General features: G+C 60.5%; 14 protein-coding genes. 6 read left to right on the forward strand and 8 right to left on the reverse strand.

All coding sequences use genetic code 11. The annotated features are described in order from the left end of the window. Positions 1–5: 5 nt before the first annotated feature. Positions 6–812, reverse strand: coding sequence for an exodeoxyribonuclease III (locus ACSQ3J_RS13530; protein ID WP_060502700.1), 807 nt, complete (start codon positions 810–812; stop codon positions 6–8). Positions 813–1,111: 299 nt separating this feature from the next. Between ACSQ3J_RS13530 and ACSQ3J_RS13535 the strand changes: the two genes are divergently transcribed. The 5 genes from ACSQ3J_RS13535 (at position 1,112) to ACSQ3J_RS13555 (ending at position 4,038) form a co-directional block, all read left to right on the forward strand. Beyond that, positions 1,112–2,098, forward strand: a complete 987-nt coding sequence (locus tag ACSQ3J_RS13535) for a TerC family protein (RefSeq protein WP_060502701.1) — start codon at positions 1,112–1,114, stop codon at positions 2,096–2,098. A gap of 44 nt (positions 2,099–2,142) precedes the next feature. Then, complete coding sequence (locus tag ACSQ3J_RS13540; RefSeq protein ID WP_060502702.1) at positions 2,143–2,439, forward strand: hypothetical protein; 297 nt, start codon at positions 2,143–2,145, stop codon at positions 2,437–2,439. A 53-nt stretch (positions 2,440–2,492) separates the two neighbouring features. Next, positions 2,493–2,804 (forward strand): ATPase inhibitor subunit zeta, encoded by a 312-nt coding sequence (locus ACSQ3J_RS13545; RefSeq protein ID WP_060502703.1) that lies wholly within the window; start codon positions 2,493–2,495, stop codon positions 2,802–2,804. A 4-nt stretch (positions 2,805–2,808) separates the two neighbouring features. Beyond that, a complete protein-coding gene (locus ACSQ3J_RS13550; RefSeq protein WP_060502704.1) occupies positions 2,809–3,426 on the forward strand; it encodes an exopolysaccharide biosynthesis protein in 618 nt (205 codons plus the stop codon). Between the two features lie 105 nt (positions 3,427–3,531). Then, positions 3,532–4,038 carry a GNAT family N-acetyltransferase gene (locus ACSQ3J_RS13555; RefSeq protein WP_060502705.1) on the forward strand — a complete coding sequence of 169 codons (507 nt, stop codon included), beginning with the start codon at positions 3,532–3,534 and terminating at the stop codon, positions 4,036–4,038. A 19-nt stretch (positions 4,039–4,057) separates the two neighbouring features. Here ACSQ3J_RS13555 and ACSQ3J_RS13560 read toward each other — a convergent pair whose 3' ends face one another. From ACSQ3J_RS13560 to tesB, 5 genes are all read right to left on the reverse strand, one after another. After that, positions 4,058–4,735, reverse strand: coding sequence for an outer membrane lipoprotein carrier protein LolA (locus tag ACSQ3J_RS13560; protein ID WP_060502865.1), 678 nt, complete (start codon positions 4,733–4,735; stop codon positions 4,058–4,060). A 149-nt stretch (positions 4,736–4,884) separates the two neighbouring features. Next, positions 4,885–7,566, reverse strand: a complete 2,682-nt coding sequence (locus ACSQ3J_RS13565; RefSeq protein ID WP_060502866.1) for a DNA translocase FtsK — start codon at positions 7,564–7,566, stop codon at positions 4,885–4,887. 274 nt (positions 7,567–7,840) lie between these two features. Beyond that, complete coding sequence (locus ACSQ3J_RS13570) at positions 7,841–9,205, reverse strand: ammonium transporter (protein WP_060502706.1); 1,365 nt, start codon at positions 9,203–9,205, stop codon at positions 7,841–7,843. A 29-nt stretch (positions 9,206–9,234) separates the two neighbouring features. After that, on the reverse strand, positions 9,235–9,585 hold the full coding sequence (locus ACSQ3J_RS13575) for a P-II family nitrogen regulator (RefSeq protein WP_060502707.1): 351 nt from the start codon (positions 9,583–9,585) through the stop codon (positions 9,235–9,237). A gap of 223 nt (positions 9,586–9,808) precedes the next feature. Beyond that, positions 9,809–10,693 (reverse strand): acyl-CoA thioesterase II, encoded by an 885-nt coding sequence (tesB, locus tag ACSQ3J_RS13580; RefSeq protein ID WP_060502708.1) that lies wholly within the window; start codon positions 10,691–10,693, stop codon positions 9,809–9,811. Between the two features lie 102 nt (positions 10,694–10,795). On the opposite strand from tesB, the gene ACSQ3J_RS13585 reads away from it, so the two are divergent. Next, positions 10,796–12,010 carry a ubiquinone biosynthesis hydroxylase gene (locus ACSQ3J_RS13585; protein WP_436039301.1) on the forward strand — a complete coding sequence of 405 codons (1,215 nt, stop codon included), beginning with the start codon at positions 10,796–10,798 and terminating at the stop codon, positions 12,008–12,010. A 165-nt stretch (positions 12,011–12,175) separates the two neighbouring features. Here ACSQ3J_RS13585 and ACSQ3J_RS13590 read toward each other — a convergent pair whose 3' ends face one another. Then, positions 12,176–12,364: a Trm112 family protein gene (locus ACSQ3J_RS13590; RefSeq protein WP_037097280.1), complete on the reverse strand. Its 189-nt coding sequence runs from the start codon at positions 12,362–12,364 to the stop codon at positions 12,176–12,178. 9 nt (positions 12,365–12,373) lie between these two features. Continuing rightward, complete coding sequence (locus tag ACSQ3J_RS13595) at positions 12,374–13,057, reverse strand: LON peptidase substrate-binding domain-containing protein (RefSeq protein ID WP_060502710.1); 684 nt, start codon at positions 13,055–13,057, stop codon at positions 12,374–12,376. Between the last annotated feature and the right edge of the window lie 98 nt (positions 13,058–13,155).

Here is a 13,155-nt window from a genome sequence, read left to right on the forward strand (position 1 = left end):
CCGCTTTAAAGGTCGAAATGGGCGATGACGGGGACGTGGTCCGAGGGACGGTCCCAGCCACGGGCTTCTTTCAGGATATCGACGCGGGTGAGGTGCGGCGAGAGGTCGGCGGATGACCAGACATGGTCGAGACGCCGGCCCTTGTTGGCACCTTCCCAATCCTTGGCGCGGTAGCTCCACCAGGTGTAGAGCTTTTCGGGTGAGGGCGTGTGCTGGCGCATCAGGTCGACCCAGGCGCCACCGTTCAGCACCGCCGTCAGGCCTTCGGTCTCGACCGGCGTGTGGCTGACGATCTTCAGGAGCTGCTTGTGTGACCAGACATCGTGTTCCAGCGGGGCAATATTGAGATCGCCGACCAGCACCGAGGAAATACCGGCCTCGCTTTCGGCGTGCAGCATTTTCATCTCGTCGATGAAGTCGAGCTTGTGGCCGAATTTCGGGTTGATCGCCCGGTCCGGCTCGTCGCCGCCGGCGGGCACGTAGAAATTGTGCAGGCGGATCTTCTTGCCGGATTTTTCAAACACCACCGAGAGATGGCGGGCATCGCCGACGCCGCAATAATCGCGCCGGTCGCTCAGCTCATGCAGCGGCAGGCGGGAGATGGTGGCGACGCCGTGGTAACCCTTCTGGCCATGGATGGCGATATGCTCGTAGCCGAGTTCCTTCAGCGGTGAAAAGGGGAAGAGGTCATTGGCGACCTTGGTTTCCTGCAGGCAGAGGATATCCGGCGCCCAGGTCTTCAAAAGGTGCTCGACCAGCGGCATGCGCAGGCGCACCGAGTTGATGTTCCAGGTCGCGATCGACAATGCCATGCGAGGGGTTCTTTCATGAAGACTGGTTGAGACGGGCGCAGCCCGCGCATTCCGTCATAGGGATTTTTCACCGGCTTGGCCATTGGATTTACGCTGTTATTGCGTAGTCCTGCGCATCCCCGGCGAGCCACTCATCAGGAACGTCAAAATCGAAAATAAAAAATACCAGGCCCCTTGAACGGCCCGATGCGCAACTCCACTTGGGGCCAGACCCGTGGTCCGGGCCCCTCTGGTAGAGCCGCCGGCGTTCTACGATGTCGGACCTTCTTCGACATTATATGCCGGCGAAGGAGAAGGCTTTGGACCTTTCGTTTATGCTCGTCCACTGGATGGGATCCCCACTCTGGATGTGGGCTGCGTTCATCACGCTGGTCGCGACCATTCTGACATTTGACCTCGGTGTCCTGCACAAGGAAAACCGGGAAATCGGCGTCAAGGAAAGCCTCAAGCTTTCGGCGCTCTACATCTCCCTCGGTTTGGCCTTCGGTGGCTGGGTGTGGTGGTATCTCGGCGCTGAAGCCGGGATGAACTATGTCACCGGCTTCGTCGTCGAAAAGACGCTGGCCCTGGACAACGTCTTCGTTATCGCGCTGATCTTCTCCTTCTTTGCCGTTCCGCGCATCTATCAGCATCGCGTGCTGTTCTGGGGTATTCTCGGCGTCATCGTCCTTCGCGCCATCATGATCGGCCTTGGCGCTACGCTCGTCACCGAGTTCTCCTGGGTGCTCTATTTCTTCGCGGCCTTCCTGGTCTTCACCGGCCTGAAAATGCTGTTTGTCGGGGAATCCGATCCGGATATCGCCAACAACCCGCTGGTGTCGTTCATGCGACGCAAGTTCAACGTCACGGAGACGCATCACGGCGAACGGTTCTTCGTCAAGCTGCCGCACCCGCAGACCGGCAAGACGGTTTTGTTCATCACGCCTTTGTTCATGGCGCTGGTGCTGATCGAAATTGCCGACGTGATCTTCGCCGTTGACTCGGTTCCGGCGATCTTCGCGATCACCACCGACCCGTTCATCGTCTACACCTCGAACATCTTTGCTATCCTGGGTCTGCGCGCTCTCTACTTTGCTCTCGACGCGATGATCCATCGCTTCAAATATCTGAAGCCGGCGCTTGCCATCGTCCTGGTGTTCATCGGTTCCAAGATCTTCGTCGCCGATCTTCTCGGCCTGGAAAAATTCCCGGCTGCCCTGTCCCTGTCGATGACTTTCCTGATCATCGCAAGCGGCGTGGTCTGGAGCCTGATGAAGACCCGCAAAAGCGAGACGGCTGCCCATTAAGGGCAGCCCACACACTCTCCCCCTAACTCAATACGGACTTAAAAATGCTTCTCGAATTCATGTCATCAGTTATCGCTTCGATGATCGTCGAACCCGCTGCAGCTGACCTGCGCGAAGCGCTTGCCGGTGCGCAGGCAGCGCCTGCCATCGTCGAACAGGCAGAGACCTGCCTACGTGAGGGCGCACCGCGTCTCCTTACTCAGGCGGGTGAACGGCCTGCCTGGGCCTTGACGTCTGCGATGGGTGTCACCATTGGCTGGTATCAGCCGGATGATTTTCTTCAGGGTATCCATCCGGCCTGCGATGCTACCTTGGCCCAACTCCAGAAAGACGAAACCTGACACCTTCCATCGCGAGTAGATATAGAAAGACGAATGTAGGGATGAGCACAATTATGAAAAATGAGAGCGGGGCAGAAACCAGCGAGCCATTCGATTCCTCGCCACTCAATGAAATCCGCGCCAGACGCAATCGTCTCGCCGGTTACTGGGCGGGTCAGAAACTCAATCTTTCGGGCGATGATTTATCCGCCTATGTGGAAGATGTGCACAGGAGCGATTTCGAGATTGCCGGCGATGCCGACATCATCGCCAAACTGATCCACGATCTCGAAGCCAAAGGTATTACTGTCAGCGAGGAAGAGATGCGCAAGCTGCTCAAATCCTTCCACCGTCAGTCATTGCTCGACAGTCATTCGACGGATTGATGACTTGGACGGTCAGCTTGAGGAAGAAAAAATCAAGGGGTCGGAGTTCATGCTGGAACTCCTCGACCGCGCGAGACAGGATAATGGGCTGCAGTTGAAATGCATGCTGGGACGTGAAGGCCGGATTGGTGTCGCTTTCACGCTTCTCATTCTCGCCCTGCCGACGATCATTCCATTGCCCGGGCCGTTCGGATTCTTCCTCGGATCCTGCCTTGCCTTTGTTGCTATCCAGATGATGGCGGGAGCTGACCGGCTATGGTTGCCCGATTTCATCGGGCGCCGCGTTCTGCCGTTGAAAGCCGTCGAGGCAACGGTTTCAACGACACGGCCATGGGTCCTGCGCTTCGAGGCGTGGCTCACGCCGGGGCGGCTTGGGGCGCTGACCGGGCGCAAGGCCCGGATCGTGCTGGCGCTCCCTGTCTTGTTGCTTGCCGTCCTGATTGCTCTGCCGATCCCGTTCGGTAACACGCTTCCATCGCTGGCGATCGTCCTGATCGCGATCTCGCTGGCGGAAAGGGATGGTTTGATGGTGATCGTGGCCATGGCGGCATGCGTTGCCGCCTGCATTGTGTCCTATTATCTCGCCATCGCTGCCGGATCGGCTCTTACATCCCTGATGTGAGGGGTAATGCTGCCCCCGTTTTTCTAAGCTTGGCCACGTGATCCATTGCCGTGTAGCGTGCCGGGCGGCAGCGGTTTGCGATTCTGCCGCTGATGGGAGAGCAACATGATCCGGCACCTCGGGCCTGAGGACATCGACATATTCCGCCGGATCCGGCTCGAAGCCCTGCGCCGCGAGCCCGCAGCCTTCGCCAGCAGCGCCGCGGACTGGGAAGCCTTGCCGGATGCCGAATGGGCAAGGCGGCTGACCGTCAATGCTGTTTTCGTCGATTTTCACGAAGGCGAGCCGGTCGCCATCATGGGCCTGATGCGGCAAGGCGCCAGCAAGCTGGCGCATCGTGCCACGGTGATCATGGTCTATGTGCGCAAGGACAGGCGTGGCGCCGGTCATGCGAAGGCTCTTCTCGATGCGATTGCCGATTACGCGCGCGGCACCGGTGTGCGGCTGCTGGAACTGGCGCTGAGCGCGGAAAATCCTCAGGCCCTGAGATTTTATCAGCGCGAGGGGTTCAGGGAAATCGGCCGCGTCGAAGCGGGTATTCTTCATGAAGGCAGGGAGATCGACGATATCCTCATGGTTCGCCGCATCGACGGCGGCGCCCATCAAGGATGATCGGTAGCCTCAATCGGGCTTACTTGCCGCGATTGTTGATGTCGTCATACGGAATCTGGAAAACTTTGTCGTCCATCGGCACGCCGTTCTTGACGTTGAAGATCATTACCGACGTATCCTTCTTCTGCGCATCGGTGATCGTCCACTGGCGAAGGTCATAGGTCTTCGGGTCGAACATCAGGGTAATCGTCGCATCGCCAAACACGGTGCGGTCGCCCAGCACGATGGTGATCAGGTCGGGCTCTTCCTTGACGTCGCGGACCATCTTGCCGGTCAGGTCGATCTCGTCGGACAGCAGCAACTTCAGCGGCGTCTTCGACAGCGGATAAATATCCCAGGTCTTCATTTTCTGGTTGCCGATGACGACGGACTTGCCGTCGGCGATCACCCGCATCGGCGAGGGGGCTTCGTAGTTGAAGCGGATCTTGCCCGGACGGCTGATGAAGAACTTGCCGCCGGTCTGTTCTCCGCGCGGGCCGAACTGCACGAACTCGCCGCTCATGGTCTTGACCGAGGCGAAATGGTCGGCGATTTTCTGGGCGACCGCTGCTGGAGCTGCTTGCGCTCGCGCGGGCTCGATTGGCAGGCCAATAAAGCTTAGAGCGGCGAAAACAGCAAGGCCGCCGACGAAGGCGCGGCGCGACAGGGACGGACGTTTCGTATCCTGTTCAAAATGGCCGGTTTGCGTGTCTGTCATCGTCGTCTCCTTCATTTCCAGTCTCATGTGGAGCGCAAGTGCGGCGCCTTCAAGGCCTGTCCTGCGCGCGTCTTCAATTCGCCGTGAGGGTCTTCCCGGTGATTTTTGTCCGGGATCGACGCTCTTTTGCGAACGGCTTTCTCGGAGGGTTACCGGCCGGTTATGTCGCTTTCGGTCGGCACCAGGATCTCGCGTTTGCCGGCGTGATTGGCAGCACCGATGATGCCTTCCTGTTCCATGCGCTCGATCAGCGAGGCGGCGCGGTTGTAGCCGATGCCGAGGCGGCGCTGGACATAGGATGTCGATGCCTTGCCGTCGCGCAGCACGATAGCGACGGCCTGATCATAGGGATCGTCCGAATCGGCAAGGTTGGAGGTGCCCGCCGGGCCGCTGCCGCCTTCATCATCCTCTCCGTCATCTTCGGTGATGGCGTCGAGATATTGCGGAGAGCCTTGGGTCTTCAGGTATTTGACGACATCCTCGACCTCGGTGTCGGAGACGAACGGGCCGTGCACACGCTGGATGCGGCCGCCACCGGCCATGTAGAGCATGTCGCCCATGCCAAGCAGCTGTTCGGCGCCCTGTTCGCCAAGGATGGTGCGGCTGTCGATCTTCGACGTCACCTGGAAGGAGATACGGGTTGGGAAGTTGGCCTTGATCGTGCCGGTGATGACGTCGACGGACGGGCGCTGGGTTGCCATGATCACGTGTATACCGGCGGCACGGGCCATCTGGGCGAGCCGCTGGACGGCACCCTCGATATCCTTACCGGCGACCATCATCAGGTCGGCCATTTCGTCGATGATGACGACGATATAGGGCATCGGTGCCAAGTCGAATTCTTCCGTTTCGTAGACGGCCTCGCCGGTCTGGCGGTCAAAGCCGGTCTGGACGGTGCGGCTGATCTGCTCGCCCTTGGCCATCGCCTGCTCGACGCGTGAGTTGAAGCCGTCGATGTTGCGCACACCGATCTTCGACATCTTCTTGTAGCGTTCTTCCATCTCGCGCACGGTCCATTTCAAAGCGACGACTGCTTTTTTCGGATCGGTGACGACAGGCGAGAGCAGATGCGGGATGCCGTCATAGACGGAGAGTTCGAGCATCTTCGGGTCGATCATGATCAGACGGCACTGCTCCGGCTTCAGCCGGTAGAGGATCGACAGGATCATGGTGTTGATGGCGACAGATTTACCCGAGCCGGTGGTGCCGGCAACGAGAAGATGCGGCATCTTGGCAATATCGACGATGACGGGTTCGCCACCGATCGTCTTGCCGAGCGCCATGGCAAGGCGGGTCTTGCTGGTCTCGAAATCTCTCGAGCCGATCAGTTCACGCAGATAGACGGTCTCGCGACGCTGGTTCGGCAGTTCGATACCGATGGCGTTGCGGCCAGGAACAACGGCGACGCGGGCGGCGATCGCCGACATCGAGCGGGCGATATCGTCGGCAAGGCCGATGACGCGCGAGGACTTGATGCCCGGCGCAGGTTCCAGTTCGTACATGGTGACGACCGGGCCGGGACGGACATGGATGATCTCGCCCTTGACGCCAAAGTCCTCCAGCACGCCTTCCAACATGCGGGCATTCTGTTCGAGTGCATCGGCCGACAGGGTTGCGTCGCGGGCGACGTTCTTTGGCTCGGCAAGGAAATGCAGCGGCGGCAGAGTGAAATCGCCGTCATCGGACACCAGAGACGCCTGCGCCTCGCGATCGCCCCGCTGGCCGGTCTTCGGGCGGGGTGCGGCGGGGACCACACGGGCGGCGGTCTGCGGCATGGCCTGCTTGCGCGGTGCGGGCACCGGCGCCCAGTCGGCAGCCGGATCGTTGTCGTCGTCCTCGTCACCATCAGGCATGAAGTCGGCGGAGGCACGGCGGTTGTCGAACGCGGGGAAATCGTCGTCGTCTTCGTCCATAGACATTGGCGGCGCTGCAACCGTGCGCCGTTCGCTGCGGTCCAGCGACGGCTCGACCCGCTCCGAGCGGGAAACAGCCTTCGGGCGGGACGGTTCGTTCAACGTACCGAATTCGTCGCCGTTGAAATCATAGGGTTCGTCATAATCACGCGCGGACGGCTTGCGGCGGCCGCTCAAGCCAAACAGGCGGCGGATACGGGCTTGCGCGGTAAAGCGCATATGGGTGAGGGCGCCTGCCATCACCATGATGATGCCTTCGGATTCGTCGTCCTCGGATTCGTCGCTGACGGTGCGGGCCTTGCTGGGTGCCGGTGCCGGCTCGTCGATCTCGTCCTCAGGGTCGGATACGCCGATGAGGCCGGCGCTGTAGATCAGGAAGTAGGCGGCGGGAAGCGTGAACAGGACGGCAAGCACGGTGCCGAACGTGCCGGTCGGATAGGTACCGGTAAACAAAGCAGGAAAACGCAGGATCATGTCGCCAAAGACGCCGCCAAGGCCGTTGGGTAAGGGCCAGGTGACGGGGGCGGGAACGCAGCTGAGTGCAGCCGAGGCCAGCACCGAACCGAGGAACCAGGCGCCGGCGCGCTTGACGATATGATCGAAGGGTTTGCCGATGATCAGCACCAGGCCCCAGGCGACGACGGGCAGAAGTGCGACAACGCTGGCAATGCCGAAGAACTGCATGAAGATGTCGGCGAAGGCGGCACCTGTATAGCCGAGCAGGTTGGTCGGAGCATCGGCTGTGGCGTAGGAGAAGCTGGGATCGGCGACGTTCCAGCTCGACAATGCCGCGATCGCGAACCCGAGAGCGACGAACACCGCAAACCCCGCCAGGGCGGCGACCTGTTTCCAGACGAATGTGGAAAGCACAAACCGGTTGGAACGGTTGTCGTATACCGCCTGATTGCTTCTGCTCATGATGACCTGCTGCCTGTTATTCCCGAAAAACGCCATGGGCGCATGCTTCGAAGGTAAGCAGAGGAGAGTTAAAGCCCTATTAACCTTGACGCTTCCTTTACGTGAAACGCTTCTGCAACCGCAGTTTTCCCTATTGAAAGCGTTTTTTGGCAGTCATTGGCAGGTGTGAGGGCAAAAAAAGACCCGGACGGGTGTCCGGGTCAAATGCGGTTTCGCACAAGACGAAACCGCGACGGGAAGAGATGCGAGCCGGTTTTCCCGGCCCGCAAGTTCATCAGGAGTGGTAGGCGGCTTCGCCGTGCGAGGAGAGGTCAAGACCTTCGCGTTCGGCTTCGACCGGAACACGCAGGCCAACGATGACATCGACGATCTTGTAGAGGATTGCCGAGCCGATGCCGCACCAGACGAGCGTAACGAGAACGGCATAAACCTGGGTCATGAACTGGCCGCCCATGGTGACGCCATCGGCATATCCGATGCCGCCGAGGGACGACGAGGCGAAGATACCGGTGGCCAAGGCGCCGAACAGGCCGCCAACGCCATGGACGCCGAAAACGTCTGCCGTGTCGTCATAACCGAACTTGTTCTTCACCACGGAGACGAAGAAGTAGCACAGCGGCGACACGATCAGGCCCATGACGATCGCGCCCATCGGGCCGACGATGCCGGCAGCAGGCGTGATGGCGACGAGACCGGCGATCATGCCGGACGCGGCGCCAAGCATAGAGGCCTTGCCACGGGTGAAGGTTTCAACCAGCGACCACGAAATGATGGCTGCAGCCGTGGCGATGAAGGTGTTGACGGTGGCAAGCATCGCGCCGCCGGATGCTTCAAGGTTGGAGCCAGCGTTGAAGCCGAACCAGCCGACCCACAGCATGGCCGCGCCGACGAGCGTCAGCGTCATGGAATGGGGAGCCATCATGTCCTTGCCGAAGCCGGTCCGCTTGCCGACCATGATCGCGCCGATCAGACCGGCAACGCCAGCGTTGATGTGAACGACCGTGCCGCCAGCGAAGTCGAGAGCGCCCCAGCCGAAGATCAGGCCGTTTGCGTCCCAGACCATGTGGGCGATCGGGAAGTAGACGAAGGTTGCCCACAGGACGCAGAACAGGATTGCAGCCGAGAACTTGATGCGTTCGGCAAAGGCGCCGACGATCAGGGCCGGTGTGATGGCCGCGAAGGTCATCTGGAACATGATGAAGATCATTTCCGGGATGACGACGCCATCGGAGAAGGTGGCGGCGGTCGAGTCCATCGTGACGCCCGCGAGGAACATCTTGGCGGTACCGCCCCAATAGGGCGATGTCGAACCGCCGAAGGCGAAGGAATAACCGTAGATGACCCAGATGAGCATGACGGCCGAACCGGCGACGGTGCACTGCATCAGGACCGACAGCATGTTCTTGGCGCGGACGAGGCCGCCATAGAACAGGCCGAGGCCGGGGATGAGCATGAACAGGACGAGAATGGTGCAGAGGAACATGAAGGCGGTATCGCCCTTGTTCGGCACGGGGGCTGCAGCAACCGCTTCGGCTGCCGCCGGTGCGGCTTCCTGCGCATAGGCGATGGCCGGGGCGAGGAGGGCTGCGGCTGCAGCGCCCACGCGTCCAAGAGAGGTAGAAAGTTTAAATGAAGACATTGATATGGAGCTCCCTGAACGGCCGTGACTTACAGCGCTTCTGTGTCGGTTTCGCCGGTACGAATGCGCACCGCATGGTCAATCGAGTAGACGAAGATCTTGCCGTCGCCGATCTGGCCGGTCTTGGCTGACGTGGCGATCGCTTCGACGGCCTTGTCGACAATCTCCGAGGCAACAGCGATTTCGATCTTCAGTTTCGGCAGGAAGCTCACGGCGTATTCGGTGCCGCGATAGATTTCCGTATGTCCCTTCTGACGTCCGTAACCCTTCACTTCGGTCACGGTCAGGCCTTGGATGCCAACGGCAGTGAGGGCTTCGCGAACCTCATCGAGCTTGAACGGCTTGATAATGGCCATTACAATTTTCATCTGGTTTCCCATCCTTGTTCAACTTCGGCTCGGGGCCGTCTCTCCTTGCCGCCGAGCACAAATCCCCAACGACTGCCCCTAGCTATTCAAGGGGCGTGCCAGTTTGGGATTGAATGGGTAAGTCCATGAAAAGACATGGAAATGCGATATTTCGCCGAAAGCCATCGGCGAAATGTCAAAAAATCATCGAAATAAACGATTAAAAATTAATCAGAATCAAAAAAGAGGCGATTTTTTATTCAGATGCCTTTTTCCGGATCAGGCCTTCCTGGGCAACGGAAGCGATCAGGGTGCCGGAGCGATCAAAAAGGCTACCGCGCGTCATGCCGCGTGCACCGAAGGCGCTGGGGCTGTCCTGCGTGTAGAGCATCCAGTCGTCCATGCGGCAGGGGCGATGAAACCACATGGCATGGTCGAGGCTCGCCACCTGCAGGTCGCGGTCAAACACCGAGGTGCCATGGGCATAGAGCGCGGTGTCGAGCAGGGTCATATCGGAGATATAGGCGAGCACCGCCGCCTGAATGTGACGCTCGTCCGGAACGGCGCCGACCGCCTTGACCCAGACGTCCTGCGATGGCTCCAGCTTGTCGCGCGAGAAATAGTGCTTGAGCGAAACCGGGCGAATTTCGATCGGCCGGGGCCGCTCCCAATAGCGGCGGATCGCTTCCGGCGCATTGACCAGGAATTTTTCCTTGATGTCCTGCTCGCCCATCAGCGTTTCCGGCGGCGCCACGTCCGGCCTGGTGATCTGGTGGTCAAACCCTTCCTCGTCGAACTGGAAGGAGGCCGACATCGAAAAGATTGCCTTGCCATGCTGGATGGCGACGACGCGGCGGGTGGCAAAGCTTGCGCCATCGCGGATCCGGTCAACATCGTAGATGATCGGCACGGACGGATCGCCCGGCCGCATGAAATAGGCGTGCAGCGAATGCACGTAACGGCCCTCGCTGACGGTACGTTGAGCGGCCACCAGCGCCTGGCCGATCACCTGCCCGCCGAACACGCGCTGCCAGCCGACCTGCGGCGAGCGGCCGCGAAACAGGTTTTCCTCCAGCTTTTCCAGATCCAGCGTCTGCAAGAGGACATCCATCGGGGCGGGGGTCTCGGCGGGGCGCGACATTTCGGCGATCTCCTGGGCTCGAGCGCTCAAACGGTAGGAACGAGCGCATCAATGATCTATATAGGCCACATGCAATGCTCAAGAGCGACGGGAGAATGAGAGATGATCGATGTGCTGATTGCGGGCGGCGGTTATGTCGGGCTGTCGCTGGCCGTATCCATCAAGAAGGCCGCGCCGCATCTCGCCGTCAGCTTGATCGACGGCGCTCCGGAGGCTGCCTGGAAGAAGGACGAGCGCGCCTCGGCGATCATCGCCGCCGCCTCGCAAATGCTCGACGTGCTCGGTATCTGGAGCGAGATCGAGCCGGAAGCCGAGCCGATCAAGCGTATGGTCATCACCGATTCGAAGACCGCCGATCCGGTTCGCCCGGTGTTCCTGACCTTCGAGGATGAAAAGATCGAGGGCCGGCCGTTTGCCCATATGGTGCCGAATGTCGCTCTGGTCGGCGCGCTGCGGAAGGCAGCCACGAATCTCGGCGTGGAGATTCGTCAATCGACGGCGGCTGCCGGTTTCAAGAGCGGCGATCACTCGGTTTCCATTGAGCTGGCCAATGGCGAGACAATGGAAGCGCGGCTCCTGGTCGCCTGCGATGGCGTGCGCTCGAAACTGCGCGATGCCGCAGGCATCAAGACCGTCGATTTCGACTATGGCCAGTCGGGCATCGTCACCACGGTCGAACATGAGCGGCCGCATGACGGCACGGCGGAAGAGCATTTCCTGCCGGCCGGGCCGTTTGCGACGCTGCCGCTCAAGAACAATCGCTCCTCGCTGGTCTGGACGGAACGGACGCGCGACGCCGACCGGCTGGTCGCCAGCGACGATCTGGTGTTCGAGGAAGAACTGGAGCGCCGTTTCGGCCACAAGCTCGGCACGCTGAAGGTCGTCGGCGGACGCCGCGCCTTTCCGCTGGGGCTGACGCTGGCCCGCGATTTCATCGCGCCGCGTTTCGCCCTTGCCGGTGACGCAGCTCACGGCATTCACCCGATTTCCGGCCAGGGCCTCAATCTTGGCTTCAAGGATGTGGCAGCGCTGGCAGAAACCATCGTCGATGCTGATCGCCTCGGTCTCGATATCGGCTCGCTCGCGGTGCTCGAGCGCTACCAGAGCTGGCGGCGCTTCGACACGTTCCGCATGGGCGTGACCACCGATGTCTTGAACCGGCTGTTTTCCAACGATGTCACGCCGGTCAGGGCGCTGCGCGATTTCGGGCTGGGCATCGTCGACCGGATGCCATCGGTCAAATCATTCTTCATCCGTCAGGCGTCCGGACTTGGCGGCCAGAGCGAGCCGAAGATGCTGGGCGGGCAGGCGATTTAAGCGCTGGACTTCGTTGACTGGCGAATGCCCCTCACCCTAACCCTCTCCCCGCACGCGGGGAGAGGGGATCTGCGCGGAGTTTGCCGGTCGGTCCTTCTCCCCGTCGTGACGGGGAGAAGGTGCCCGAAGGGCGGATGAGGGGCTTTCATACGATCAATCGCAGCCTCAATCCTCGATTTTGCGCGCCTCGGAAATCAGCATGATTGGAATGCCGTCGCGGATCGGGTAGGCCAGCCTTGCCTTTTCCGAGATCAGTTCATTTTCGGCCGCGTGGTAGCTGAGGCGGCCCTTGGTCAGCGGGCAGACCAGCAGTTCAAGCAGTTTGGGATCGACCCGGCTGGTCCTGTCTTCCATCATATCCGCCTATTGCAGCATGGTTTCGATATCGCCGAAATTTCGGGCGAGCACGATCTCGGTAATCGCGATCAGCGTTTCGGCGCGGGTCTTGAGGTCGGGCGCCTCAAGCAGCGCCTGCTTTTCCGCCGGGCCATAGGGCGACATCATCGCCATCGAATTGACCAGCGTCAGATTGCTGGCGCGCTCGACGCTCTCCCAGTCGGCTTCCAGCTTGTTGGCATCGAGATAGGCCTTGAAAGCGGCCAGCAAAGCCTCGCGATCGACCTGAGCCTCATCGTCCGGTCCGGTGAGGTCGGTCGCAAACGGGGCGATCTTGAAGGAGCGATAGCCTTTTTTCGCAAGCGGCACTTCATCAAACAGCCGGAACCGGCAAATGCCGGTCAGCGAGACGATATAGCGGCCGTCTTCCATTTCGGCGAACGAGGTGATGCGGCCCGCGCAACCGACCTGGCAAAGCGCCTGCACATGCGCCTGGCCCGGTTCTTCGCGCGTTTCACCGAAGAAGGGCTGGATCATGCCGATCAGGCGGTTTCCGGCCAGCGCATCGTCAAACATGGAAAGATAGCGCGGCTCGAAGATGTTGAGCGGCAATTGCGAACCCGGAAGCAGCAGCACGCCCGTCAATGGGAACACCGGAAGGGTCTCCGGCAGGTCCTGAGGCCTCAGATAACGTGCGTTACCAACTTGCATGTCTCAACTACCCCGTCGCTGTCAGGCGTTCTTGTGGCGGCCTTAATGACGCCGCGCCGCTTACTGACAAGAAATGGGGCGCCGACGTCAAATCTCAA

The sequence above is a fragment of the Rhizobium sp. LjRoot98 genome, assembly GCF_964252935.1.
GTDB lineage: Bacteria > Pseudomonadota > Alphaproteobacteria > Rhizobiales > Rhizobiaceae > Pararhizobium.